The organism is Oleiphilus sp. HI0086 (assembly GCF_001635225.1).
This window is the reverse complement of sequence record NZ_LWFZ01000330.1, coordinates 1-25,321: the sequence shown is the minus strand read 5'-3', so window position 1 is coordinate 25,321 and position 25,321 is coordinate 1. Positions and strand designations below refer to the sequence as shown.

Annotated in this window: 24 protein-coding genes; 8 read left to right on the top strand and 16 right to left on the bottom strand. The window is 45.4% G+C overall.

Annotated features, from left to right (window positions below):
* Positions 1-56: 56 nt before the first annotated feature.
* The 5 genes from A3756_RS04195 to A3756_RS04175 form a co-directional block, all read right to left on the bottom strand.
* Positions 57-740: a 3'-5' exonuclease gene (locus A3756_RS04195; RefSeq protein WP_068516611.1), complete on the bottom strand. Its 684-nt coding sequence runs from the start codon at positions 738-740 to the stop codon at positions 57-59.
* Positions 727-2,580, bottom strand: a complete 1,854-nt coding sequence (locus tag A3756_RS04190) for a DUF294 nucleotidyltransferase-like domain-containing protein (RefSeq protein WP_068552977.1) — start codon at positions 2,578-2,580, stop codon at positions 727-729. Before A3756_RS04190 ends, A3756_RS04195 begins: the two co-directional genes overlap by 14 nt.
* A gap of 35 nt (positions 2,581-2,615) precedes the next feature.
* The gene (locus tag A3756_RS04185) at positions 2,616-3,107 is read right to left on the bottom strand and encodes a hypothetical protein (RefSeq protein WP_068552976.1); all 492 of its coding nucleotides are present in this window, start codon (positions 3,105-3,107) and stop codon (positions 2,616-2,618) included.
* A gap of 129 nt (positions 3,108-3,236) precedes the next feature.
* Positions 3,237-4,967 (bottom strand): sodium:solute symporter family protein, encoded by a 1,731-nt coding sequence (locus tag A3756_RS04180; RefSeq protein WP_068552975.1) that lies wholly within the window; start codon positions 4,965-4,967, stop codon positions 3,237-3,239.
* Positions 4,968-4,976: 9 nt separating this feature from the next.
* Positions 4,977-5,240, bottom strand: a complete 264-nt coding sequence (locus tag A3756_RS04175) for a DUF4212 domain-containing protein (RefSeq protein WP_068516597.1) — start codon at positions 5,238-5,240, stop codon at positions 4,977-4,979.
* Between the two features lie 315 nt (positions 5,241-5,555).
* Here A3756_RS04175 and A3756_RS04170 point away from each other — a divergent pair, with 315 nt between their 5' ends.
* A complete protein-coding gene (locus A3756_RS04170; protein WP_068552974.1) occupies positions 5,556-9,068 on the top strand; it encodes a PAS domain-containing hybrid sensor histidine kinase/response regulator in 3,513 nt (1,170 codons plus the stop codon).
* 10 nt (positions 9,069-9,078) lie between these two features.
* Here A3756_RS04170 and A3756_RS04165 read toward each other — a convergent pair whose 3' ends face one another.
* The 5 genes from A3756_RS04165 to A3756_RS04145 all read right to left on the bottom strand — a co-directional run bounded on the left by A3756_RS04165 (position 9,079) and on the right by A3756_RS04145 (position 13,848).
* Positions 9,079-9,291, bottom strand: coding sequence for a hypothetical protein (locus A3756_RS04165; protein ID WP_156490258.1), 213 nt, complete (start codon positions 9,289-9,291; stop codon positions 9,079-9,081).
* The gene (locus A3756_RS04160) at positions 9,284-9,874 is read right to left on the bottom strand and encodes a transglutaminase family protein (RefSeq protein ID WP_068552973.1); all 591 of its coding nucleotides are present in this window, start codon (positions 9,872-9,874) and stop codon (positions 9,284-9,286) included. Before A3756_RS04160 ends, A3756_RS04165 begins: the two co-directional genes overlap by 8 nt.
* 204 nt (positions 9,875-10,078) lie before the next feature.
* Entirely contained in the window at positions 10,079-10,762 is a 684-nt protein-coding gene (locus A3756_RS04155) for an alpha/beta fold hydrolase (RefSeq protein WP_068516584.1), read from the bottom strand.
* A gap of 12 nt (positions 10,763-10,774) precedes the next feature.
* Positions 10,775-12,454 (bottom strand): Na/Pi cotransporter family protein, encoded by a 1,680-nt coding sequence (locus A3756_RS04150; protein WP_068516580.1) that lies wholly within the window; start codon positions 12,452-12,454, stop codon positions 10,775-10,777.
* A gap of 32 nt (positions 12,455-12,486) precedes the next feature.
* Complete coding sequence (locus tag A3756_RS04145; protein ID WP_068552972.1) at positions 12,487-13,848, bottom strand: MBL fold metallo-hydrolase RNA specificity domain-containing protein; 1,362 nt, start codon at positions 13,846-13,848, stop codon at positions 12,487-12,489.
* Positions 13,849-14,137: 289 nt separating this feature from the next.
* Between A3756_RS04145 and A3756_RS04140 the strand changes: the two genes are divergently transcribed.
* From A3756_RS04140 to A3756_RS04130, 3 genes are all read left to right on the top strand, one after another.
* Positions 14,138-15,682, top strand: a complete 1,545-nt coding sequence (locus A3756_RS04140) for a thymidine phosphorylase family protein (RefSeq protein WP_068510370.1) — start codon at positions 14,138-14,140, stop codon at positions 15,680-15,682.
* Positions 15,679-16,554 (top strand): ribose-phosphate pyrophosphokinase, encoded by an 876-nt coding sequence (locus tag A3756_RS04135; protein ID WP_068552971.1) that lies wholly within the window; start codon positions 15,679-15,681, stop codon positions 16,552-16,554. The genes A3756_RS04140 and A3756_RS04135 overlap by 4 nt, the downstream gene beginning before the upstream one ends.
* 275 nt (positions 16,555-16,829) lie before the next feature.
* Positions 16,830-17,219 carry a DUF3135 domain-containing protein gene (locus A3756_RS04130; RefSeq protein WP_068510366.1) on the top strand — a complete coding sequence of 130 codons (390 nt, stop codon included), beginning with the start codon at positions 16,830-16,832 and terminating at the stop codon, positions 17,217-17,219.
* 103 nt (positions 17,220-17,322) lie between these two features.
* Here the strand turns inward: A3756_RS04130 and leuB are convergent, their stop codons facing one another.
* On the bottom strand, positions 17,323-18,426 hold the full coding sequence (gene leuB / locus A3756_RS04125) for a 3-isopropylmalate dehydrogenase (protein WP_068510364.1): 1,104 nt from the start codon (positions 18,424-18,426) through the stop codon (positions 17,323-17,325).
* A 281-nt stretch (positions 18,427-18,707) separates the two neighbouring features.
* Between leuB and A3756_RS04120 the strand changes: the two genes are divergently transcribed.
* From A3756_RS04120 to A3756_RS04110, 3 genes are all read left to right on the top strand, one after another.
* On the top strand, positions 18,708-19,484 hold the full coding sequence (locus A3756_RS04120; RefSeq protein WP_068510362.1) for an enoyl-CoA hydratase/isomerase family protein: 777 nt from the start codon (positions 18,708-18,710) through the stop codon (positions 19,482-19,484).
* 93 nt (positions 19,485-19,577) lie between these two features.
* A complete protein-coding gene (locus tag A3756_RS04115) occupies positions 19,578-20,234 on the top strand; it encodes an NAD-dependent epimerase/dehydratase family protein (RefSeq protein WP_068510361.1) in 657 nt (218 codons plus the stop codon).
* 5 nt (positions 20,235-20,239) lie between these two features.
* Complete coding sequence (locus tag A3756_RS04110; RefSeq protein WP_068510560.1) at positions 20,240-20,731, top strand: HugZ family protein; 492 nt, start codon at positions 20,240-20,242, stop codon at positions 20,729-20,731.
* Positions 20,732-20,834: 103 nt separating this feature from the next.
* On the opposite strand, the gene A3756_RS04105 is transcribed toward A3756_RS04110, so the two are convergent.
* From A3756_RS04105 to A3756_RS04085, 5 genes are all read right to left on the bottom strand, one after another.
* Positions 20,835-21,446 (bottom strand): flavin prenyltransferase UbiX, encoded by a 612-nt coding sequence (locus A3756_RS04105; RefSeq protein WP_068510562.1) that lies wholly within the window; start codon positions 21,444-21,446, stop codon positions 20,835-20,837.
* Entirely contained in the window at positions 21,439-22,824 is a 1,386-nt protein-coding gene (gene mpl / locus A3756_RS04100; RefSeq protein WP_068510564.1) for a UDP-N-acetylmuramate:L-alanyl-gamma-D-glutamyl-meso-diaminopimelate ligase, read from the bottom strand. The genes A3756_RS04105 and mpl overlap by 8 nt, the downstream gene beginning before the upstream one ends.
* Before the next feature lie 66 nt (positions 22,825-22,890).
* Complete coding sequence (locus A3756_RS04095) at positions 22,891-23,577, bottom strand: crotonase/enoyl-CoA hydratase family protein (protein WP_068510566.1); 687 nt, start codon at positions 23,575-23,577, stop codon at positions 22,891-22,893.
* Between the two features lie 54 nt (positions 23,578-23,631).
* Complete coding sequence (locus A3756_RS04090; protein ID WP_068509110.1) at positions 23,632-23,877, bottom strand: hypothetical protein; 246 nt, start codon at positions 23,875-23,877, stop codon at positions 23,632-23,634.
* A 64-nt stretch (positions 23,878-23,941) separates the two neighbouring features.
* Entirely contained in the window at positions 23,942-24,436 is a 495-nt protein-coding gene (locus A3756_RS04085; RefSeq protein ID WP_068552970.1) for a DUF6586 family protein, read from the bottom strand.
* Positions 24,437-24,659: 223 nt separating this feature from the next.
* On the opposite strand from A3756_RS04085, the gene A3756_RS04080 reads away from it, so the two are divergent.
* Positions 24,660-25,321, top strand: a 662-nt coding sequence (locus A3756_RS04080) for a response regulator (RefSeq protein ID WP_156490257.1), incomplete at its 3' end; no start/stop codon positions are given.

Genomic DNA, 25,321 nt, shown 5'->3' with positions numbered 1-25,321 from the left:
TTGATATCAAGAGTATAGATGCTACTCCCGCAGAAAGTAGCTGAAATATGGAAAAGCTAGCTGACTCTGGGCGCTAAACCTTCCAGGCTAAGACCTCTAGCCGACTTTAAGTGGGAATATTGCGCCAAAAACAACTCAGCGGTTGCCACGGCATCAAACATTGCATTGTGCTGAAAAGCAGCGGGTAAACCATAGCGGTCCCTACAAGATGCTAGCTGCAAAGGCGCACTTTGACCACTTCGCGCCAAGCGCCCTTGCTCTATCTGCATGGTATCGATATAAGAAAACAGCAATGGGCAAGCAAAGCAGTTGAATGCCGCACGTTGAATAAAGGCGATATCGAGTACAGCATGATGAAACACCAATACTGCACCTTCTGCATGCTTAGCTAACAAGCCCAAAGCCATCGACACACTCGAGGCACCGGCCAATCGCTGATCACATAAGCCATGTATCTGAATGCTTTCTCCTACCGTTTGCTTGGAGTGCACCAGCAGATGTTTTCGTGTTGCGTAATCAATCCGGCCATTTTTTACACGCACCCAACCTAAGCTCAGCAATTCATTCGACTTCGGGTCCAAACCACTCATTTCACAATCGACTACCAGAAAGTCTTGATCTATCACCTTCGTCCCCCCCGACAAGGAAGGCTGGGCATAAAGCTCTGCGATCGGCGTTCGCTGTGCCTGGCGATACCAATTCCGTTTTTTTAACCAGTATTGAAGCTTATATAGAACCATGACCAAACCGCATTTTTAACAAGCGCTGACTTTCAGCAACAACCGAAAACGCACTTTTAAGCTGATGCCTCAACAAAGGAGATAACTCATCCGGGTTTAAGTGGTTTGTCGCTGGCTGCGACAGCATCATTGCCCTACTCTGACTATCCAAACGCAAACGAGCAATAAACTCATGAGCATCTCTTAGGTTGCTCGCTTCGGAGGCAGAGAGTACTTTTGCACTTTCCAAAGCTTGTAGCCGGTTACTGGTATTTACCTCTTCAATTCCTTTCATCAAGCAGTACAAACGAACCAGGGCAACAATCGGCACGGTGCCCCGTAGTTTTAGATCCAATACCGGGTTGTGATTGCCATCTTTCTCTAGCACAAAGGTTTTGAAAAAGCCTAAAGGCGGTGAGGTCTGAAGCGCATTTTCTGACATACATGCCTGAAAGATGGTGTTCTTTTGAGCCTCCTCCAATACCAAGTTACTTAAAGACTTCGTCAGCTCACGCTTGCCAGCAACGTGGCGAATATCATAAAAAATACTGGCATGCATTAGCGCCTTGGGTTCAGGCTGACGGATCCAGCGAGTAAAGTACTGCTTCCAAACCTCTAAAGGCTGACGCCATTTATCAGTCTGCGCCATCACCTCTCCCGGGCAATATTTCAAACCTGATTTGTCCAGGCCTTCATTTACGAATTCAGCAAAGCGTTTAAAGTAATCTTCCATTTCCTGTGTTGCAGCATCATCGAGAATCATACCGTTATCTTGATCTGAGCCAAGCATCTGATCTTGTCTAGCCTGTGAGCCAAATACCACCCAGGCGTATTCGCATGGTTCATCTCCAAAAGTCTGTCGAGCAAGGACAATCAGCTGACGAGTTATGCTATCGGTGATCGAGGTAATGATCCGGCCAATCTCATCGGCTCTAACATTGGCGCGAATAAGCTTGCAGGTCAGTTCAGGCAACTGTTTACTGAGTGAATAAAGCGTATCCCGGTTACTGGCTCGGTTAATTGCCTGAATCATATAAACCGGTTCACTATTTTGAGCACGGATAAAGTCATTCAGCGTAATAATTCCAACCGGTTTCGCATTCTCGACAACGGGAAGATGATGGATATTCGCTGTCATCATAGACAGCTGTGTTTCATACACTGTTTGATCGGCTTTTATCGTTCTCAGGCTTGTACTCATTACTTCAGAAACCGGAAGCTGAGGGTCGATTCCTTTAGCTAAAACACGAGAGCGAAGGTCTCTGTCCGTCAATATCCCACACAATTCCCCCTCATCCAAAAGCAAGATAGAACTCACTTTTGCGTCGGACATCTGCAAGGCAGCTTCTTGAATACTGGTCTCTTTCGATGCACACAAAGGCGACTTAACCATCAACTCCGACACCAGCTGGTTGAGTCGGTAATCTCTATACGCCGTGGCGTCGTGACTCGCCTGTTCAGTGATCTGCAAAGACTTATCAGTCTCACGGGAGAAAAACAGCGCAAAGGTATCGTTCTCGGTCGACAGTCTGTCTATAAAGCTCTTTGGCAGGCAATAAACCAGGCTGTCTTCGAGGTAAGTTAATTGAGTTGTGGTGGCGTCAGGCCTTTGTTCACCGCCAACACCATAGATATCACCGCTACTTAAGCGGTCTAGAAATAGACCTTGAGCGTCTTTGAGCTCGACGCTGCCAGAACGTAGTAAGTAAAGTGTTTCATCAAGGCCTTGTTGTTGTATCTCGGTGCCTGCTTTCTCATAGCAAATAGATAACTTCTTCAGGCACAGCTCTAGCGCAGCATCCCCTAACGCACTAAAAGGCGGGCACTGTGATAGAAATTGTTTCTTATCATCTAGCTCCATAAACTTATGACCCTGTATTCAAACGGCGCAAGCCTCTACCAATCATCTCTGGGAAAAATCGTGTCATACTGGAAAAACGTTGTTTCTGTGCTGCCGTAAAATGTGGTCGAATTTGCTAACATCGCCACTCGTAATTCATTCTTATCATCAATTGGGCCTTGTAGTGAGATAGCCCACTGCTCTCCCGCATCATCTGATTTTTCTAACATTAGCGGCTGAGCATCTTTATTTTGTTCACTAACCAAAGCAACTTGTGCTCCCTGTAAAGGGTGATTTGATCGCGCTTTTAGAACTGGCTGACTACCGCCAGTTTGTACCAGCTGAAACTTAACTTCTAAATCCCCATTTCTAAAGGTACATTGCCCGCTCTGATAACGACAGTTAGACCTGGCCACCATGGCATAGCTTTCACCCTGTGCAGCGCTTTCAGGAATATCCGAAACAATATAGTCCGTCGCAAAATAGCTCACAATCGCGAGCAAGGGTGCAACCACCATCGCTGTCGTCATATGTTTGTTTTTAAACATTTTTATTCTCCATCTATCATCAAGTGAAGGAAAAAGGGGGAAGCCTAAACCGCAGACTTCCCAAAAAAATCTTAGCGCCGCAACACGACCAGCGCCAAGAGGCCACAATATCAATTCTCATTCACTAACTTAGTGCGCATGCGCTTCACCAGCGCCAGCCGGTACACGGATATGTTCAACCAAATCTTGAACATGCTGTGGAGGCTCAACCGTCAATTTCGACACAGCAAAGGCAACGGTAAAGTTAACCACGGCACCGATCGCACCAAAGGCGTTCGGCTCAATTCCCAAGAACCAGTTAGCTGGCATATCACCTAAGAAAGACGTACTAGCCACAAACATGATTCCCTTGTGCTGGAAGACGTAAAGCAGTGTCACACCAATCCCGGAAATCATACCCGCGATTGCACCTTCCTTGGTCACCTTCTTGCTAAAGATACCCATCATTAAGACCGGGAAGATCGAAGAGGCTGCCAAGCCAAAGGCTAAGGCGACGGTACCCGCGGCAAAGTCTGGCGGGTTAAAGCCGAGATAGCCTGCAAAGGCAATGGCTCCTGCCATGGCAACCCTACTCGCCATGAGTTCATTCTTTTCTGAAATGTCAGGCCTAAAGACACCCTTGAGTAAGTCATGTGATATTGCCGAGGCAATAGCCAGCAATAAGCCTGCAGCGGTCGAGAGTGCGGCAGCCAAACCACCCGCTGCAACTAAGGCAATAACCCAATTAGGCAACTGCGCGATTTCCGGATTAGCAAGAACCATAATGTCACGATCCACTTTCACCATTTCATTTGTTTCTTTGTTAGACGTGTATTGAACCTTGCCATCCCCATTCTTGTCTTCAAACTTCAACAAGCCTGTTGTTTCCCACTTTTTGAACCAATCAGGACGCTCGTCATAAACAAGGTGCTCGCCTTTAGCAGGTTCAATAGTATTCATTAGGTTCAAGCGTGCCATCGCTGCCACAGCAGGTGCAGTCGTATAGAGAATGGTAATGAAGACTAGCGCCCAACCAGCAGACGTTCGCGCATCCTTCACTTTAGGAACCGTAAAGAAGCGTATAATCACGTGAGGCAAGCCCGCCGTACCAATCATCAAAGACATGGTATAAACAAACATGTTCGTGGTACTGAGCCGAGCCTGTGTGGTGTATTCAGCAAAACCGAGTTCCGAGACGACTTGATCGAGTCGATCAAGCAAGAAGGTTTCACTACCCACCATAGTACTGCCCAATCCAAGCTGTGGAATCGGATTTCCGGTTAGGTGTAAAGAAATAAAGACAGCCGGAATCGTGTAAGCAAATATCAATACGCAATATTGAACAATCTGCGTATAGGTAATGCCCTTCATTCCGCCCATGACGGCGTAGAAAAAAACAATGCACATACCGGTTAACAAGCCTGTTCCGTAATCCACTTCAAGGAAGCGGGAGAAAGCGACACCGATACCTTTCATCTGGCCGATAACATAGGTTACCGAAGCTACGATCAAACAAACCACTGCGACAATACGAGCAGTTCTAGAGTAGAAACGGTCGCCAATAAACTCTGGTACGGTAAACTTACCAAACTTTCTTAGGTAAGGTGCCAAGCACATTGCCAGCAATACATAACCACCTGTCCAGCCCATTAAGAAGACCGAACCGCCATAGCCATAAAAAGCAATTAAACCCGCCATTGAGATAAACGAAGCGGCAGACATCCAGTCAGCAGCGGTTGCCATTCCATTTGCAACGGGGTGAACACCACCACCGGCCACATAGAATTCTTTGGTAGACCCGGCACGCGCCCAGATGGCTATGCCAATATACATAGCAAATGTAATACCCACCACGATATAAGTTAAGGTTTGCAGTTCCATATCAGCCTCCTATTCTTCTACGTTAAATTCGCGGTCAAGTGCCGCCATTTTTTTTGCGTAATAAAAGACCAACACAACAAAGCTATACATCGAGCCCTGTTGAGCAAACCAGAAGCCCAATTTATAGCCGCCAATTTGAATCTGATTCAGTACATCGACCAGTAGGATTCCGCATACAAACGATACGACAAACCAAATGCATAACAGCTTTAGCATGAGTTTGATATTGTATTGCCAGTACGCAGATGCTTGCTCATTATTATTTTCTTGCATGACACATCTCCGCTTAGTTGAACCTTACATTTAAGGCTAAAGTAGACTGTCGGAGAATCACGATCTTTCGGTAAACCGTTACCCGATCGCAATTCTCCGACAGCCTCCAGGTCTTCTTTTATTTCCAGAAGCCAAGGCCAATCTAGCAAGTAATTTAGGAGAAGGGACCAAGACTTTGGTCTAAGTTACGACTAAAGTAGTAGACCTTACTATATGAAAAATGCGATACAGCACTGGTTTTTATTCACCGATAGTCAGCAAGCTGTATATACATAGCGAATACTCCAGAAATAATAATTAAATGAAGAGGTCATCGTGTCAGCCAGCATAGTGTTTACTGCCATCATCGCTTATACCGCTCTGTTATTCTGGGTTGCAAGACAAGGCGACCAAACACGCTTCTCTGAAGACTCCTGGTCTCGCCATCCTTATGTCTATGCCTTGGCCTTGGGCGTGTACTGCACATCTTGGACTTTTTATGGTTTAGTCGGAACAGCTTCAACTTCTACCTGGGATTTCCTGCCAATTTTGCTTGGCCCGATACTGCTGTTTACACTAGGGTGGCCAATCTTGAATAAGATTTTTCTAATTTGTCGGCAAGAGCATATTCATAGTATTGCCGACTTTTTAGCCTCCCGTTACGGCAAGCGCCAAGGCATTGCTGCGACCACGACCCTGGTGATTTTACTGGCGACAGTACCGTATATTTCTTTACAGCTAAAAGCAGTTTCAGACACCTTGTCTTTGATCATCGATACCCATCAGGTCGGTAATCAGGATGTCACCCTGCTGATCGCCTTCAGCATGATAGGCTTTGCTTTGTTGTTCGGTTCCCGGCAGCTTGATGTCTCTGGCTATCATGCAGGTTTGGTTAGTGCTGTGGCCTTTGAGTCCCTGATCAAACTAGTGGCTTTATTTTTTGTCACGGGTTTTGCACTCTATTGGATGAGCGGCGTTTCACCAGAGCAAATTGAATTAAGTAAGCAAGACTTAAATACTATCGCGGTCAGTGACTCAATTGACCTGCGCTTTTTTGTTGAAATGTTTCTTTCGGCGTGCGCTATTTTTTGCCTGCCTAGAATGTTCCATATAGCCTTTGTCGAGTGCCAATCAGAAAATCACTTGCGCACCGCCAGGTATGTCTTTCCTATTTACCTGACACTCATCGGTTTGTGTATCTACTTTATCGCTCAGGCAGGAAACCTGATGTTTGCAGATGGGCAAGTCTCGGCAGATACCTATGTCATCTCAATCCCATTGGCTCAAGAGCAGCAAACACTTTCTTTAATTGCCTTTCTGGGTGGCTTTTCTGCGGCAACCGCAATGATCATCGTGGCAACCGTCACCTTAAGCCAAATGCTAAGCAACGACGTTATTCTACCAATCATTATGCGTCGTCAAAAAGGGGCGAATCGTTTTAAAGACTACACACAATCGCTTATTTTTGCGCGCCGATTGACTGTGGTTCTGGTCGTTATTTTTGCTTATCTCTATCAGGTCGTTTTTGCTGAAAATGCAGCCTTGACCAGTATCGGCCTGACAGCTTTTGCATTAGCTGTTCAACTGGCACCGGCTATTATTTTTGGGCTATATTGGACGCGAAGTAATGCCACGGGAATCTATGCCGGGCTGGCAGCAGGACTGATCACTTGGGCCTATACCTTAATGCTGCCGCTACTGGTTGATACCGGCATGGTATCAAAAGATTTACTTTCGCAAGGCCCTCTGGGTGTAAAATGGTTGCGCCCAGAGTTTCTCTTTGGTTTAAGCTTTAGCGATGAATTCAGTCGAGGTGTGGTTCTAAGCTTACTCGCCAATATCCTCACCACTATCGTCGTTTCACGTCAAAACAGAACAACTTTATCAGACCGAATTCAAGCCCTGGCTTTTACTAACCAGTCCCAAAAACGTGCCTCGGAATACCAAAATTATGACGATATTAGCACCTTCGACCTGCGCTCACTTTTGGAACAGTTTGTTGGCAGCAGCATCACTAACAAACTCTTTGGTGAATACGACCATACCAGCGGTAATACAGCCGACGCTCGACTGATCAAAAAAGCCCAACAATCCTTATCTGGCATTGTTGGCGTTGCCTCCTCTCAGGCCATGATAGAAAGCCTGAGGAGTGGTCAGAAGCTGGCGGTAGAAGAAGTCGTTAATATCTTTGAAGAAACGACCCGAGCACTGCGTTTCAATCAGGATATTTTATTCGCGTCCTTCGATAATATTTCTTCGGGCATTAGCGTCGTCAACGGAGACCTCAATATGATTGCCTGGAATCGTCGCTATGAAGAAATGTTTAACTATCCCCAAGGCATGCTGCAAATCGGAATTGCAGTTTCTGACTTGGTTCGCTTCAATGCTGAGCGCGGACTATTGGGGCCTGGGGCCATTGACGAGCATGTTCAACGACGTCTTAAACATTTGATGCAAGGAAAGCCTTATCGTGTTGTACGCAAGCATCATAACGGCCACGTTATCGAGATAAAGGGCAACCCTCTTCCCGATGGAGGCTATGTCACCACTTATGACGATATCACCGACTTTATGGCCGCTCAGGATGAACTCGAACAAAACAATCTTTACTTGGAGCAACGCGTGCAAAGCCGTACCGCTCAGATTGAATCTATCAATCAGGATTTACGTAAAGAGATTGAACTGAGAAAAGAAGTTGAAGAGCAATTGCTAAAGGCCAAAGCCGTGGCAGAAGAAGCGAATACCACTAAATCGCGCTTTCTGGCCCTAGCCAGCCATGATATTTTACAACCAATCAACGCCGCTCAGCTCTATGCCAATACCTTGCTAGATGTAAAAGAAGACCGTCGAGACATGAGCACTATCGTGCAAATTCGGGATGCGATTCTAAGCGCCGAAAGTATCATATCCTCACTACTCGAAATAGCCCGACTGGATACCGGCACCCTGTCGCCACAACTCAGCCGATTCAAATTAGACGATATCCTTCAACCCCTGGTAAATGAATTTAAAGTATTGGTTAAGGACGAGGTTGAACTACATTTCGTACCCAGTTCACTGGTGGTAGAGTCCGATAAAAAATATCTGCGACGAATCCTGCAAAACTTCTTTTCTAATGCTGTTAAATATACCGAAAGCGGTAAGATCTTGGTCGGCTGCCGTCGCGAAGGTGAACGCGTGAGAGTGTGCGTCTATGATACTGGCTCAGGCATCGCGGAAACCGACCAGGCGCGTATTTTTTCAGACTTCTATCGAGCCCCGACTCAAAAGAGTATTGCCGGTTTAGGCCTAGGGCTGGCTGTTGCAGAGCGTTTAGCAGAACTACTTCAACACCCCATTTCTCTCGATTCAAAACTAAGGAAGGGCAGCTGTTTCTCTATATCCTTACCTCAAAGCCACTTACCCAAAATCATCGAGGCTCCGCAAGAGATCGCTAATGAAAGCGATATCGAAGGTTTAAATGTCATTTATGTTGATGACCAACAGGAAAACCTTAAAGCTACCGAAGCACTGCTCAACAAATGGAACTGCAAGATGCTGTCTTACAACAGTGCCGAAAGTATTCTCGATGATAGTACCAAACACTTTGTACCTGACGTGCTACTCATGGACTACCAGCTGACGCATGATGAAGGCGAAGACAAGTATTCAAACGGTATCAAATTAGCGAATGAGCTATTAGAGATATGGGGGCAAGACGTTCCCGTCTGCATCATTTCAGCCGCCTCCGAACCAGAGTTGGCGAGTATAGCGAAAGGGCAAGGCTTCAACTTTTTAAGCAAACCGCTTAAACCCGCGAAGCTTAGAGCCTTATTGAGCCAGTTAGTGCGACGAAAAAAGCAAAGCTGATGAGTTAAGCTCAAGACAGCTCTTTTTGACGCGCTATCGCTTTCTTAATTTGCTTATTTCTTAGGTAGGCTGCTCGGAGTGTGGAGATCAAGCCACCAATAAGTACGATCACCAAGAGAGTTTTACCATCTTCGGTTTCTAAGCCGCCAACCATATAAATAGCTAATAGCGAGAATGTGACAAGAAATATAGTCACCTGAAGAGAGAATGGCATTTTATTCATTGCTTTGATGGCCCAAAGTATCAGTTTCACTTAAACGCTGAGCTACTTGCTCTATCGTTTCACAGCTCTCAAGTAGCTTGGTCACAGATGATAAGGGCGCTTCATAGAGCCCTTCGAGAAAAAACTCTCCCAAACCATATCGCTCAATTGCCAGTTTTTCAACTGGAGGCGTGAATTGAGCGTCGATTTCAGGGGTATTCCCACGTGCATCGATACGGTACCAACCATAGTCAGGCAGGTGCACAGCGTTTAGTGCATGCAAACAAAAGCTAGGGGTGTCATCGAGACGTACACGTTGATAGCATATCGCAGTCGGAATTTGATTCGCTCTAAGTAAAGCAGCCAATAAGTGGCTTTTTGCGTAACAAAAACCTGTTCCGTGTTCAAGCACCTGAGAAGCTGAAACCGTTACCGGATTCAATCGGTAATCCCAACTGTGTTTTATTTCATCACGCACAAACTCAAAACACCTTTGGGCGATTACGTAGCAATTTTGCCTTCCTTGCGCTAACAAACTTGCCTGACGTTGCACGGCTTCGTGCTGCCAATCGATATAGGGGCAAGCCTGCAGATAAGCTTCCATTTCGTGACTACCTATTATTCTCTTCTGAGCGGAGAATTCTATAACATCAGCTACACCCTGCAAAAGGAAGCAAACCGCAAAATGGTAATATTCTATGAGGTAGCAATTTCTATTATTCGTAGGCAGAGGCCTCCGAGCCTCGCTAGCGGTTTAGCACGGTGGCAGATTCTAGCGAGGGGTGAAACCCTCTGTTTACGGGTATGATTAGAGTGTATTGATGAAGCTATCTATTCTGGCATTCACCTCATCTGCTTGCTCGGCAAATACCATATGACTGCCACCCGGTATAAGAGCCAGACTTGCATTAGCTAAAGCCTTCTTGAGGTAGTCAGCGTATTTGGGCGGGGTCATAATATCCTGATCACCCACTATGATTAAGCTAGGCAAGTCGATACTCGCTAGCTCGTTCATCAGATCAAAGCCATTGCATGCTTGCAAGTCTCTTAGTAAAACACCTGCTCCATTTTCCTGCATTGCGGCATTAATTTTACTGCGTAGCGGCTCATCAATTCTATGATTCATTGCCAGCACAGACTCGGGAATCCTGTCGTCCCCTTTAGCGAACAGGTCAGTAAGTTTATCTAATAAAGTTGGCAGAACTTTTAAACGAGCACCTGCACCGATTAGAACCATCCCTTTGAGCGAGCGGTGCCCTTGCGCTGCCAAAGCCAGTACCACGGCACTACCTAAGGAGTGCCCGACCAGTATGACATCGTCTAGCGTATCGAGATAAGTGCCAACAGACTGTACATAGTCTTCCATAGTTTTAAGCTTTGGGCCATTAGGATGTCCCGGTAAATCAACCGCTTCCGAGTGGCTGAAATGCACAAGCTGCTGCTCCCAAACCACACTATTCATACCCGAGCCATGTATAAAAACCAGCTTCATAGACTCACCTTTCTAAACAGCCGATGCCAAGTTACGACTAGAGGCTTCCGAGAACAAATAGCTTTGCATCGCTCTTAGTAACAAAGTTTGCGATAAGCTCACCTCACCCACTGTATTCAACATGGTTGATAGATCCTGCTCCGTCAATTTGTGTTCCTGACTATCGGAATATATCGCTTGGGTTACGACTTGTTTATGCTCATCAGTATTACGTTTAAGCTCCGTGTACATTTCTAACAAAACCACCTCATTGCGATGGTTAAATAAGTCACTCACCCCGGAATAAAAAGCCTCTACCTGAGCAATAATTTGTTGATAGGTATTATAAATAAAGAGGTTATCAGACTGTCTGAGATAGCTTAGATCATGACGAATATCTTTAACCTCCTTGGCGGCATAGGTGGCATTTCGAATTGCTTCCAATATCTGCTCAATACGCTCAGATTGATCTGTTTCAACGCGCCCTTTCTGCACACGATAAGCAAACTCTACGACCTCACCTTCTAGCTGTTTAATATCTTCATAGCCATCATCAAACTGATCCGTATCATTCAAATACCCTGCATTCTCCGGCTCTGAGCCAATCAATTTACTTTGTTTAATATTAAGGGTATTAATATTAAAACAGGCCAGATTTAACACCAATACACGGCTAAATAGATGAATTGACTCTGACTCCAGGGCCAAGAGGGATTCTTCCACTTCACCTTCTGGAATTGACTTGATATGGCAATTAATGGCACTGGTATCTTCTTTGAAGAGCCTTTCCAGCATGCGTGCAAATGCCCCCAAAAAGGGAATAAAGAGGCAAATACCAATTACATTAAAGGTACTGTGGAAGGCGACCAAACCAAGTAAAGGGTCTTCGACTTGGTAGACATCATTGATAATTTTCAACAGCAAAGGCAAACATAGGAGTGCCAATAAATCGGTGATCAGGTTGAAAAAGAAGTGCGCTGCTGCCACCTGCCTTTTAATTGGCGTTCCTTTTAAGGCACCGAGCATAACAGTGCCGGTGGTTCCTAGGTCTGCACCGATCACTAATGCCGCCGCTTGATCTAATCCAATTATTTGAGCATTAAGTGCACTCAAGGTGATCATCATTGTCGCGGAGCTGGATTGAATGATGGCCGTGAAGATAACGCCCACTAGAAAAAAAACAAAAATTCCATACTCTTTGAATATAGAGACATCGAAGCTTTGCGAAAAAGCCTCAATGCTATCTTTCATCAGCACCAAGCCCATCAGCAACAGCCCTAAGCCCATTAATAGGCGACTCATGTGACGGAGCTTTTTATCATCACCAAAGCTAACTAAACCTAAACACCCCAGACCCAGCATCGGTAGATAGAAAGCAGACAAACTGAGCTTAAAGCCCAAGGTTGCAACGATCCAGCCGGTAAACGTTGTTCCCAGATTAGACCCTAGAATGATCCCCAGCGCATTGCGCATATCGAGAATACCGGCCCCGACAAAGGCCAGCGTCATTAAGCCAACAACCGAACTGCTCTGCAGAATGGCTGTTGCGACCGTCCCACCTAGTATCGACTTTAAAGGATGAGTTGTATGCTTGCGCAGCATGACTTTCAAGGAACGACTGCTTAAAGCCTTCAAGGCCTTCTCTAGTTGATCAATACCAAATAGAAATACCCCGATTCCTGAAATAAACTCTAGTAACTGAAATTGCTCCATATCCAACCTTAATTATTGACCGAGACTATTTACTAATTCAGTTCAAATTCCTGACCAGGCTCCGGTACACAAGCTTTCAAACCCAACTGCTCTTTTATCTTCATACGCATTGAGTCAGAGGCACTACGCTCACCATGGGTAACGAACACTTGCTTGGGGGAGATCTTTGACGCACGCAACCAGTCAATAATTTCTTGATAGTCGCCGTGGGCAGACAGGCTACCACTATGATAAACCTCCGCTTTCACAGGGTAGTACTGGCCGTGTATTTTGACTTCAGCAGCACCACTGACCAGGGTATCACCTCGCGTTCCAGGTGCCTGAAATCCGATAAAAACGATACTGTGCTGATGATGCGGTAAGAGATTTTTTAAGTGGTGTAAAACTCTGCCACCACTTGCCATACCGCTGGCAGAGATGATTACTGAAGGATAAGAACTGCCATTAAGTGCGATAGACTCTTCAGCGGTGCGTACAAAATGAGTTCCATGGTCTATTTCAGCACACTGGCTGGCACTAAGCTTGTGCTCTTTATTGTGCCGACAATAGATCTCGGTCGCCGTAATCGCCATGGGGCTATTGAGAAATATGGGTAAGTCAGGTATTCGCCCCTGTTTCTTAAGCTCTTGAAGAATATGAAGATTAATTTGCGTACGGCCAACCGCAAAGGAAGGCATCAAGACAATGCCACCGCGCTTACTGGTTTTATTGATGATTTCTTCAAAGAATGCAAAGGCATCGATATCTTCATGTAGTCGATCACCATAAGTCGACTCTACCACCAAGTAATCTGTTTCACTTAGCTTTTGAGGCGCTTTCATTACCAAGTCATCAGAGCGACCAACGTCTCCACTAAAGGTTATGCTTCTTCCCAAGGCGCTAAGTCGAATAGAGGCGGCACCCAGGATATGCCCAACCGGCTTGAATTCAACCTTCACCCCTTTAAGGATCTCTATTTCCTTATTCATCGAGACAGGTTCAAATAATTCCAGCGATGCGTTCGCATCCTCTTCCGTATAAAGAGGCAACGCAGGAGAGTGCTTAGAGAATCTTTTTCGATTTGCGTAGCGAGCATCTTCTTCCTGAAGGAAACCGGCGTCAGGTAGAAGCACACCACACAGGTCTAAGGTACCACTACTACAATAGATTACACCCTTGAATCCGGCCTTCTTAAGAGCAGGAATATAACCACTATGATCTACATGCCCATGAGTCAGTAAGATAACGTCGAGACTTGAGGCATCGATCGGAAACGGTTGCCAGTTCTTGTCTCGTAGGTTTTTTACCCCTTGAAACATACCGCAGTCAACCAGGACTTTCTTGTCGTTTATAGTCAGAAGGTATTTGGAACCTGTAACTGTACCAGCACCACCGATAAATTTTATTTTTAACATGCTCTTATCCTTAGACTCGTTATTCCAAGCATACAAAATCAAGGCCTAAAATGTATATATGTTTTGAGGAAGCCATCACTCAGTTAAGCTAGGCAAGGAGTTCCACTCCTCACATGAACCTTCCCCGAACCTCACGGCCAGTTAACAGTAGAAGACTCTGGCTACAATAATATAGTGTTAAAACGCTCCATGAACCGACCGATATCAAGTCACGACATCAATTATTGACGCCCATGAATAATTTCATGTTATTTTATGAATATTCGTATAAGAAAAATCAGGTAACGCAATGAGCCGCACCAGTGAGCCCAACAAAACTGCCCAACAGGAACTTAACTTCCTGCAATTAAAACGAATGCATATCGACACGCATCAAGAGCCTGTCATTTATATGCATAAAAATTGCCACGTCTGTCGCTCTGAGGGATTTTATGCCCAAAGTCGTGTGCGTATCACCACTGAAAAGAACAGCATTATTGCAACAGTAAATATGGTGACTAATGGAGACTTGTCTCGTCAGGAGGTTGGCCTGTCCGAGTCGGCATGGAAATTACTGAGTGCCGATGAAGGCGAACGGGCTTACTTTTCCCATGCAAAACCGGCCGATTCGATGAGCGCAGTTCGCGGCAAAGTCTACGGTAATAGTTTTAACGACTACTCTAGCAAGCATATTATTCACGATATCACGAGAGGCTACTATTCTGACATTCAGCTAGCCGCCTTTGTCACCGCTTGTGCAGGAAACCGACTCAATACCGACGAAATTATTTCCCTTACCAAGGCCATGGTCGATGCAGGTAGTCAACTCGAGTGGGGCAGTGAAAAGGTGATGGATAAGCACTGTGTTGGAGGCTTACCTGGCAATAGAACGACACCCATCGTCGTCGCTATTGTAAGTGCTGCCGGTTTGATCATGCCGAAAACTTCCTCACGCGGTATTACCTCACCTGCCGGTACCGCCGACACCATGGAAACTCTTGCTCCCGTGACCTTGAGCATTGAGCAAATGAGATCAGTAGTTGAACAAGAAGGCGGCTGTATTGCCTGGGGAGGCTCAGTTAGCCTTAGCCCGGCAGATGATATTCTGATTCGTGTCGAACGTGCACTCGACCTTGATAGCGAAGGCCAATTGGTCGCATCGGTGATATCCAAAAAAGTGGCTGCCGGGTCAACACATGCCTTAATCGATTTGCCGGTTGGCATTACCGCCAAAGTTCGCGATATGGACTACGCGACAAAACTATCGACACAGCTAGAACGAAGCAGTGAAGCCTTAGGATTAAAAATATCCTGCCTAATGACAGATGGCCAACAACCCGTGGGTTTCGGCATCGGCCCTGCCTTGGAAGCGCAAGATATTTTAACCGTACTACAAAATAGCCCGCTAGCACCTCAAGACCTAAGACAGAGAGCACTACTGATTGCTGCAAAGATTTTGGAAATGGGCGATGCGGCAGAGCCGAATCACTGCCTTGATAGGGCCACAGAAATTCTGGATTCAGGCAAAGCCTGGACAAAATTCCAAGCTATATGTGAGGCGCAGGGAGGTATGAGGGAACCACCCAAGGCCCCCTATCGTCATGAGGTATTCTCGGATAAACAGGGTATAGTTTGTTACATCAATAACCGCTTTATCAGTAAACTGGCTAAACTCGCTGGCGCGCCCTCTGCAGCTGCCGCCGGTATACTCTTTAAGACCCATTTAGGGGATATAGTCGATATTGGTACACCACTTTTTGAACTGCACGCAGAAACAAAAGGTGAACTTGAATATGCGATCGACTTTCTAAGCGCTCACCCTGATGCTATTCGAATTGAGGAAGAAACTCTATGAAACCTTTAATTTTTGACCTCTACGCTGCACCTGAGCTATTCGCTGCGCTATCTACGGAGTTAAATGCAGAACCTGCCAAGTTGGAACACCGCCAGTTCCCTGATGGTGAAACTTACATGAGAGTACATAGCGATTACCAGCAGCGTGAAGCCATTATAGTCTCGAATATGCACCAGCCAAATTCAAAGTTTCTACCCTTGGTTTATCTTTGCGAAACCTTACGCGAGCTTGGAATAGCCAGTATTACCTTAGTCTGTCCTTATCTTCCCTATATGCGTCAGGATATTAAGTTTCACGAAGGAGAGGCTCTGACTTCACGCTATTACGCTAAGTTGTTAAATCAGTATTTAGATCGCTTAATCACCATCGACCCTCACCTGCATCGCTACCATTCACTGGGTGAAATTTACACAATGGAAACACACACTCTGCAAGCTAACCCTTTAATAGCCTCATGGGTTAAAGAAAATATTGAGACCCCCTTGGTGGTTGGCCCTGACAGTGAAAGTGAGCAATGGGCTGCGGCGGCAGCAGACATGATTGGCTGCCCCTACTTAATTCTAGAAAAACAACGTTTCGGCGATAAGAACGTAGAAGTTTCGAGCCCAAATGCTCAAGACTTTGCACAAAGAACCCCCGTACTTATTGACGATATTATCTCGACAGGTCGGACCATGATTCGTACTGCCGAAGCGCTTGTAGCCGAAGGTTTACAAGAGCCTATATGCATTGGTGTGCACGCACTTTTCTCTGAAGATGCATACTGTGAAATGTCTAAAGCACCGATCAAAGACATACTAACTTGTAACACCGTCCCCCACTCAACAAACACTATAGATATTGCCAGTATTATTGCAGAAGTCTTGAAGTAATAAAGCCAAATGTTAACTCACTTGAAACATTGACTATAAGATTTACAAAGCCACATTTTTATCATACGAAGCTTGCGCACAACTTAGACGAATAATCACTTTATAGTGCTTGAAAAACTGGCATCAAAATCATCACCGCTATTATCTAAGTGATTTCACAAAATTTTGCAGAGATCTTGTAAATTCGTGGACCTGCCCACACCTTCTAGCTGTACAGTTTTTGATCGCACCGATAAAATATCGCTAACACTTTGTAACAGTAAGAGGTCGTTACCGTGCACGATGGATCAAACTTTAAAGAAGCGGAGTCTTCTCACTTAGGTAATCAGGACTCTCGTATCGTCCCGATCGATTTTGATAAACTAAGATACTTAGCTTCGAACAAGCCAGAAGCATTTGAGCGTTACCGTGAAGAGCTCTATCAACAAGCAATCGAGCAAGCACCTATTGAACTTCAGCGCCGTTTGAAAGGAGTGCAGTTCAGGATAAATATGGCCAGGCAAGGTGCCAGAAGCCCATTATCGTCCTGTATGAGACTTTCAGAAATGATGCATGATTCGTTTGTGGAACTACAACTGGCATTGGCAAACCCACGAAAGTATTTACAGGAGCAAAGCAGCAAGCCTGCGGAAAGTGCGGAGATTGTTGAGTTGTTTCCCAAGTAGAGCCTGCCCCGTGCTACCCCGTCAGCGAGCCGTGGAAGGCTCTGCCTACAAGAACAAAAAAGGGGAACCGCTATGGCTCCCCTTTTTTAATTTCTTTGCTGGTTTATAGCAATTCTTCCAACTTAGCCATTACCTTATCAGCAAACTCTGTTGTGCTTAGAATCTCGATGCCCTGACCAGGCTTAGACAAGTCACTTGTAGAGAAGCCTGCTTCGAAGACGCTCTGCATAGCAGTCCAAACCGCTTTCGCTTCTTCTTCCAAACCAAAACTCATGTCCAGCATCAATGCAACAGAACCAATCATTGAGTATGGGTTAGCTTTGTTTTGGCCAGCAATATCTGGTGCAGAACCGTGAGAAGGTTCGTAGTATGCTTTCTCAGGCCCCATACATGCTGATGGCATTAGACCTAGAGAACCAAGAATACCGCCACCCTGGTCACTCAAGATATCACCGAACATGTTTTCCATGACCATGACATCAAACTGACCTGGGTTCAAACATAGGTGAGTCGCAGCTGCATCAACCAACATGTGAATGACTTCTACTTCAGGGTAATCTTTAGCAACTTCTTCAAGCACTTCGTTCCAAAGTACAGAAGAGATCAATACATTACTCTTGTGAATATTGTGAAGAACTTTCTTACGCTTCATAGATTCTTTAAAAGCAACTTCCAAAATCTGTCGGATCTGGCTTTCATCGTAATCCAAGGTTTCTTTTACATAGCGAAGGCCATCTTCAGTCTTACCACTTTCTTTTCCACCGAAGTAAAGACCACCGATCAATTCACGAATCAACATGATGTCGATACCATTGCCCACTACTTCTTTTTTAAGTGGTGAGAAATGAGCCATACCTGCTGGCAAAGAAATCGGGCGAAAGTTTGCATAGGTATTCAAACGACGACGCATTGGTAATAAAGCACCACGCTCAGGACGCTCTTCTACAGGAATCTTCTCAGACTCTTCATGGCTCAAGCCGATTGGGCCTTTAAGAATTGCATCCGCTGTATCACATAGATCAATCGTTTCCTGAGGGAAAGACTTACCATGTGAGAAGTAAGCACTGGCTCCGAATGGGCCGTCGATGCAATCAAAAACAACATCACGTTTTTCTTCAATTAGCTTTAATACACGCAAAGCCTGCTCTGTAATTTCTGGGCCAATGCCGTCACCTGCGAGAACCGCAATCTTGTATGTTTGAGTCATTATTTTTTCCTAGCGAAATAATACGTCGATCTAAATGTGGGCGTATTGTAAAGATAGCGCCCCCTATCTGGCAAATAAATTGATTTATAAAGAAGACGATATGGCCATTCAAATAGCGCATATCGACCATAATAGGTTGACGGGCGCGTCACCATTATGTAACTTGCTTACCCCTTAGATTAAAGTGTTAACAGAGCATTAGGCCAATCGCCTCGGTGTCGGGATACAAACTTCTGTTAACATGCTGTATGTAAACTAATTTGTTTTGAGATTTTGTGGCAATGGCGTACGAAAATATACTTTATGAAGTAATTGGTCCTCTGGGATTAATCACCCTTAACAGACCAACAAAGCATAACGCGGTGTCGTTAGCGACGCTGGATGACCTTCATAACGCTTTTGCTGAAGCTGAAGCCGACCCTCAGGTTCGCGTTATCGGTTTAACCGGTGCGGGCGAGAAAGCCTTTGCTTCAGGTTCAGACCTTAACGAAGTAGAACACCGAGATATTAAGAAAGCACTTGAACCGATTGTTCAAGGTTTTGCTGAACGCTGTGAGCGTAGTGAGAAAGTATCTATCGCCGCCATCAATGGTATCTGTATGGGCGGTGGCTTGGAGCTGGCACTGGGTTGCGATATTCGTATCGGTACGACTAACTCCAAATATGCAACACCTGAAGGCAAGCTAGGTATTATTCCTGGTGGTGGTGCAACTCAGCGTTTACCACGTATTGTTGGTAAAGCTTGGGGCATGGAAATGTTATTAATGGGTGAAACCATTGATTCTGACCGCGCTTATCAAATAGGCTTAATTACCCGTTTGCTTGAGCCAGAAGATCTTATGCCGACGCTACATAAAATGGCAGGTCAAATTGCCGCGTTTGCGCCACTCGTTCCTCAGTTTATGAAGTCGATGGTCAACTATGGCCTTGAGGCAGGACAACACTCTGGCTTGGCTATGGAAAAGTTTGCTCAAGCAGCCTTGATCGAAACAGCCGACAAAAAAGAAGGCTTACGTGCCTTCCTTGAAAAACGTCCGCCAAACTGGTCTGGCCGTTAATTTCAATCATAAATTACTAGAAGGCTTTGAAGCACTGTTTCAAAGCCTTTTTTGTTTCAAGCTCAAGCAAGTGATACGTAAATGGAGAAGTTCATGGGGAAAACAGCATGGGTTGCTGGCGCAAACGGACTAATCGGTAGTCATTTGGTTTCTTTGCTCAATCAACATCCCGCTTATGAACGTGTTGTTGCTTTCGTCCGCTCACCTTCAAGTGCCTCTTGGGCCAAGCTGCCTAAGGTTGAACAATGGCCAGTCAACTACCGTGAGCTCAGCGCTCCCGAACCCAAAAAAGTAGACGATATATTTTGCGCCCTGGGTTCTACTACTCGTAAAACGCCAAATAAAGAAGCTTACTACGAAATAGATGTCACCTTTCCTTTGAATGTTGCACGGCTAGGTCTTCAGAACGGCGCTCGCTATTATGGCCTTGTCTCTGCGCATGGTGCCAAGGTGAAAGCGTTCTCCTACTATATGCAAATGAAAGGCGAACTGGAACATCAGCTACTTGAGCTCAATTATCCTCATATAGCACTTGCTAGGCCTAGCCTATTACTCGGCGACAGAGGTGAATTTCGTCCAGCTGAAAAGCTAGGTGAAGTATTTATGGGCATACTCCCTGGCAATTTAAAAGCGATTCAAGCTCACGATGTTGCCGCTGCACTGATTCTTGAGGCAAATCGTTCTAAGCGGGGCACACAAGTGCTTAACTCAGCAATGATGCAAGGCGCGATAAAACAGCTAGAAAAGTAAACACCATGGCAAAGAACCCTGAAATCAGTACAGAGCAAATTCAAACTGAAATCGCTGAACTCAACGAGCAAATTCAGACACTCCAATTAGCAACACTTGGAAAAGATAAAGAGCCGTGCATCAGCTATACCCCCTTTCTGAAAACGGGCTCAGCTTACTACATTTTTATCAGTCAGCTTGCGACACACACGCACAATTTACTTGCTCACCCCAGTCTCTCTATTTTGATCATTGAAGATGAAGACAAGAGCAAAAACGTTTTTGCCCGCAAGCGACTAAACCTTAAGTGCAAAGCAGAAGAACTCAAGCAAGAAGACCCTGAATGGAACAATATTCTTGATGGCTTTGAAAAACGTCATGGAAATACAGTGAAGCTGCTTCGCTCTCTACCCGACTTTCATCTATTCAGACTAACTGCGGTTTCAGGTACTTATGTGAAAGGCTTTGGACAGGCTTTTGAGCTGACTGGAGACGATATTAAGCATATCAAAGCTTAAGCAGATTCCCCCTCGAAAAAACTTTCCCCGTGCTAAACCGCCAGCGAGCCGTGGAATGTTCTAACTACGAAGAGTTTCAATCGAGTCTGACCCCGTTGAAAACTTACTCACCCCATTTCGGCATCAAAGACTGTTCCAAGCCCAATTGAGATAAGATACGTGCTACAACAAAGTCGACCATATCTTCGATAGACTTTGGTTGATGGTAAAAACCTGGGCTTGCCGGGAGGATAACTGCCCCCATACGCGTGAGCTTGAGCATATTCTCTAGGTGAATTTCTGAGTAAGGTGCTTCTCTGGGAACTAGTATCAACTGACGACGCTCTTTCAAAGCCACGTCAGCGGCACGTTCGATCAGGTTATTACTTGCTCCCGTTGCGATGGCTGATAAGGACCCTGTACTACATGGGCAAACCACCATTCGACTCGGTGCACCGGAGCCAGATGCTAAAGGAGACATCCAATCCTCTTTGCCAAAAACACGAATCATTCCGGGCTCGGCAGAAAAATGGTCACTGAGGAAGGATTCCATTTGTGCTGCTTGTGCGGGCAACTTATATTCGGTTTCTGTGGCGATTACAATATGCGCTGCCTTGCTCACCATCAGGTAAACCGGCACGCTCTGCTTTAGTAAACATTCAATCAAGCGCAGAGCATACTGCGCGCCCGATGCACCAGTAATCGCTATTGATACCGGTTCGACCACCTTAGTCATTCACCTGTTCCTCTAGCGCTTCCACTAACTTGCCATGAATACCTGCGAAGCCGCCATTGCTCATGATCACAATATGACTTTCACCCGAGAGCTTAGACTTTACCTTATTGATTAAGTCATTAAGGGTATTGCCAAGCTCATGCTTAGTGCTTTGCTTGCTTGCCGTTTGAGCAATCAAGTCATCCAACCAAGTCATATCCGACAAGTCTGCCCAAACCACATGATTGGCCTCTTCAGCACTGGCTAATAGCGTCTGAGCATGAACACCCATCTTCATGGTATTTGAACGAGGTTCGATTAGCGCAATAATCATCTTATCCTGACCAACCTTATTACGCAAGCCAGCCAAGGTGGTTTGGATAGCCGTCGGGTGATGGGCGAAGTCATCATAAACATGTACATCATTAACCGAAGCCAACAACTGCATGCGTCGCTTCACACCACCAAAACAGGATAAGGCCTCGGCACCATGTTTTAGACTTACGCCAACATGGCGAGCAGCCAGCATTGCTGCAACACCGTTTTGAACATTATGGTCGCCAGTCATGTTCCAATCGACTTGTACGGTTTCATTTGCCAAGATCAGTTGAAATGAACTGCCTGACTCACTTAGCTTTTTCCAGATAGCTTTATCTGTTGTACTTTGATCATCAGAAAATACTTCCTGCTCAGACCAGCAACCTTTTTCGATTACCTGATCAATGGCCGTCACATTCTCTGGATAAATTACTCGCCCATTTTCTGGAATGGTTCGAATAACATGGTGAAATTGAGTCTGGATTGCAGCAAGATCAGCGAAGATGTCTGCATGATCGAACTCAAGGTTATTAACAATAAAAGTGCGAGGGCGATAATGGACAAATTTCGAACGCTTATCAAAGAAGGCGCTATCGTACTCATCGGCTTCAATGACAAAGAACGGCGTTTCACCCAAGCGGGCCGAACAAGGAAAGTTTTCAGGCACGCCTCCAATCAGGAAGCCAGGCGACATACCCGTATATTCCAAAATCCAGGCAAGCATACTGCTGGTGGTGGTTTTGCCATGCGTACCGGCAACACCCATCACCCACTTTCCTGGCAAGATATGATCTGCCAAGAAGCCTGGCCCGGAAGTATACTTCAAACCTTGATTGAGAATAGCTTCCAGCAAGGGGTTGCCACGACTGATAGCATTACCGATAACATAAAGATCTGCACCAAGTTCTAACTGATCTACCGAAAAGCCGGAAATTAGCTCAATGCCTTGAGACTCCAACTGCGTACTCATTGGTGGATAAACACCCTGATCACAGCCAGTCACTTTAATACCCATCTCTTTGGCCAGCACCGCCAAGCTTCCCATAAAGGTGCCACAAATACCTAAAATATGAATATGCATGTTGAGTCTCAAGTTGTGAAGGTCATTCGGTAGAGGGCTCGAAGCCCTCTATGTAACAAGGAAGGTTTAGAAAGTCGTCGTACGATCGACTTCAATCGCAGCATCCATTGCTTCCAGTAAGGCTTTGCGTGATTTTAGCTTAGTACCGTGATGAGCCTTCATATTCAGCTTTTTATACTCTTCAGCCAACGCTTTAGCTTCAGTCATTAGCTGATCTGCATCGACAAGCTTATCCAAAAATCCTGCATCAACAGCCGTTTCAACATCAAAGATTTCTGCATTCATTACCGAGCGATTAAAGTAGTTTGTCGGGATACGACCACGCGCCATTTCAATGCCTGCCTGGTGCATTGTCATACCAATCGCCACTTCATTCAGGCCTAGCTTAAATGGACCTTTAGCACCAATACGGTAATCGCTACATAAAAGAATAAAGGAGCCTTTGGCAATCGCATGACCGCTACATGCAGCAATAATTGGCGTAGGAAAAGCCAACATTCTACGCGTTAAAGTAGAACCTTCTGCCACAAGCGCAGTCGCATGATCCATACTCTTCTGCATGGTTTTCAAATCATATCCACCCGAGAATATACCTTCCTGACCAGTGATAATAACCACCGCTCCGGTCTCTTCAGCATGATCAAGCGCTTCATTCAATTCTGCAATGACCTGGTGAGAAATTGCATTCACCTTACCGTTTTGAATTTTGATCGTGGCTACTTTATCTTGCAACTCAAACTGTACCAGTTCCATACTAACTCCTAACTATATCTCTTATGTTTTTTGTCCAACCGAGGGTTGTTCGAATTAATGTAATATACGGTCTTCACGCTCTTTTTCTTCAGCTTCGACAATCGATTTAGATAGTGCCCCGGCAGCTTGAACACCCGCACCGATCATTGCTTTCGCTATCGCTGCTTTATGCTCCCCCAAAAAGCCTTCAACCTCTTCTGAAAATTGGATTTCGACCAAGAATTCGCCGTCATCATCCATTCGCTTCAAGGCGAAGCTACCGTTTTCTAATTCAACTATCTCTAAAAATGCGCTACTCATTCAAACTCCAAATTTATATAGAAACCTGCTCACCAGGTAAGTTATATAGTACCTGCGGCCTTCTTTACCATTCTGTTTGTTGCTCTCGCCTTTGCTGAATATAAGTTTTTACTTCTTCAATAAGTTCTAACAAAGTCAGCTCTCTATCACCTTCAATAGCTGTCTCGGTCAAATTAATAACCTCAATTCGAGGCACACTTGCTTCTGTGCTAGCTGCTTGCCTAGAATGCGGCGAATTTTCTCTGTAGAGCAGAGGGTCAACAGATAAAGCCAACAAGCGTTGATACCAACTTCCTTGCTCCTGCTTCTGCGCAAACAGGAACTGGCAATCGGGCATATTCTGCGCCAATTCTGAAGACTCATCTTGCAAGGCGTCAGCAGGGATCTTTAAATAGGCTGATAATTCTTCTAGCCAGGCTTCCCAGGCATACTTCAAACTCAAACTAGCGCCAACAACGGCAGCCTGTGCAAGCGCAGCATTAGTACTTGTCTCTGCCTGCTTTGCTTGTGTTTGTGCTGCATACAAATAAGTGTTCACCCTGCTCTTAATATCACTCACCTAAAAGACTCCGTCGACACACACTTACAGCCCAGAAACCCTGTTAAATTGGATTTCCAGACTAATACCTGAGACTAATAAACGCTCCAGTATACCCCATTCAGAGCATGGGGTCATGACTGCTCTGAATATGGAACTTTAATTATCCTGAAGACTTGCTGAATGGGCATTCATGCACTTTAATTAGTAATCATAAATACATCCCGTGGAAAGACCTTTTCATATGACAACACGCGTCCTGATCTGCGACGACTCCAGCGTAGCTAGAAAGCAAATGGCGAGAACCTTGCCAAGTGACTGGGAAATAGAAGTTTCATTTGCGAAACATGGTGAAGAAGCATTGGCAGCCATTAAAGAAGGCTTGGGAGACATTATGTTTCTCGACCTCAACATGCCAGTCATGGATGGTTATGAAACCTTAGAGCAGATTCAGAAACAAGATTTGCCAACGATGGTAATTGTCGTATCAGGAGATATTCAACCTGAAGCACATGAACGCGTTAAGGCTCTAGGCGCAATCGACTTCATTAAGAAACCTACTTCGACTGAAGCGCTCACAGAGCTACTTGAGAAATTTGGCCTTTACAGAGCACCAGAGCCCTCAGCCGCTCCTGCTACGCCTGCAAGAGCACCGATAATTAAGAAAGGTGAAATCGGCAATATTGGCACCCGCGACTGCATGCAAGAAATAGCGAATGTCGCAATGGGACAAGCAGCTGACCTACTCGCTCGGCTTTTGAAAGTCTTCGTAAAACTGCCTATACCAAACGTTAACTTGCTCGAAGTTAGTGAGTTAGAAATGGCCTTATCACTCACCGAGCAACAAGACACCTACTCTGCCGTTTGCCAAGGTTTTATCGGTTCGGGTATTAGTGGCGAAGCCTT

What these genes read in the sequence shown, in the direction of transcription:
- A3756_RS04195 (WP_068516611.1), bottom strand. Translation starts at nt 740, where the DNA reads ATGGTTCTATATAAGCTTCAATACTGGTTAAAAAAACGGAATTGGTAT.
- A3756_RS04190 (WP_068552977.1), bottom strand. Translation starts at nt 2,580, where the DNA reads ATGGAGCTAGATGATAAGAAACAATTTCTATCACAGTGCCCGCCTTTT.
- A3756_RS04185 (WP_068552976.1), bottom strand. Translation starts at nt 3,107, where the DNA reads ATGTTTAAAAACAAACATATGACGACAGCGATGGTGGTTGCACCCTTG.
- A3756_RS04180 (WP_068552975.1), bottom strand. Translation starts at nt 4,967, where the DNA reads ATGGAACTGCAAACCTTAACTTATATCGTGGTGGGTATTACATTTGCT.
- A3756_RS04175 (WP_068516597.1), bottom strand. Translation starts at nt 5,240, where the DNA reads ATGCAAGAAAATAATAATGAGCAAGCATCTGCGTACTGGCAATACAAT.
- A3756_RS04165 (WP_156490258.1), bottom strand. Translation starts at nt 9,291, where the DNA reads ATGAATAAAATGCCATTCTCTCTTCAGGTGACTATATTTCTTGTCACA.
- A3756_RS04160 (WP_068552973.1), bottom strand. Translation starts at nt 9,874, where the DNA reads ATGGAAGCTTATCTGCAGGCTTGCCCCTATATCGATTGGCAGCACGAA.
- A3756_RS04155 (WP_068516584.1), bottom strand. Translation starts at nt 10,762, where the DNA reads ATGAAGCTGGTTTTTATACATGGCTCGGGTATGAATAGTGTGGTTTGG.
- A3756_RS04150 (WP_068516580.1), bottom strand. Translation starts at nt 12,454, where the DNA reads ATGGAGCAATTTCAGTTACTAGAGTTTATTTCAGGAATCGGGGTATTT.
- A3756_RS04145 (WP_068552972.1), bottom strand. Translation starts at nt 13,848, where the DNA reads ATGTTAAAAATAAAATTTATCGGTGGTGCTGGTACAGTTACAGGTTCC.
- A3756_RS04140 (WP_068510370.1), top strand. Translation starts at nt 14,138, where the DNA reads ATGAGCCGCACCAGTGAGCCCAACAAAACTGCCCAACAGGAACTTAAC.
- A3756_RS04135 (WP_068552971.1), top strand. Translation starts at nt 15,679, where the DNA reads ATGAAACCTTTAATTTTTGACCTCTACGCTGCACCTGAGCTATTCGCT.
- leuB (WP_068510364.1), bottom strand. Translation starts at nt 18,426, where the DNA reads ATGACTCAAACATACAAGATTGCGGTTCTCGCAGGTGACGGCATTGGC.
- A3756_RS04120 (WP_068510362.1), top strand. Translation starts at nt 18,708, where the DNA reads ATGGCGTACGAAAATATACTTTATGAAGTAATTGGTCCTCTGGGATTA.
- A3756_RS04115 (WP_068510361.1), top strand. Translation starts at nt 19,578, where the DNA reads ATGGGGAAAACAGCATGGGTTGCTGGCGCAAACGGACTAATCGGTAGT.
- A3756_RS04110 (WP_068510560.1), top strand. Translation starts at nt 20,240, where the DNA reads ATGGCAAAGAACCCTGAAATCAGTACAGAGCAAATTCAAACTGAAATC.
- A3756_RS04105 (WP_068510562.1), bottom strand. Translation starts at nt 21,446, where the DNA reads ATGACTAAGGTGGTCGAACCGGTATCAATAGCGATTACTGGTGCATCG.
- mpl (WP_068510564.1), bottom strand. Translation starts at nt 22,824, where the DNA reads ATGCATATTCATATTTTAGGTATTTGTGGCACCTTTATGGGAAGCTTG.
- A3756_RS04095 (WP_068510566.1), bottom strand. Translation starts at nt 23,577, where the DNA reads ATGGAACTGGTACAGTTTGAGTTGCAAGATAAAGTAGCCACGATCAAA.
- A3756_RS04090 (WP_068509110.1), bottom strand. Translation starts at nt 23,877, where the DNA reads ATGAGTAGCGCATTTTTAGAGATAGTTGAATTAGAAAACGGTAGCTTC.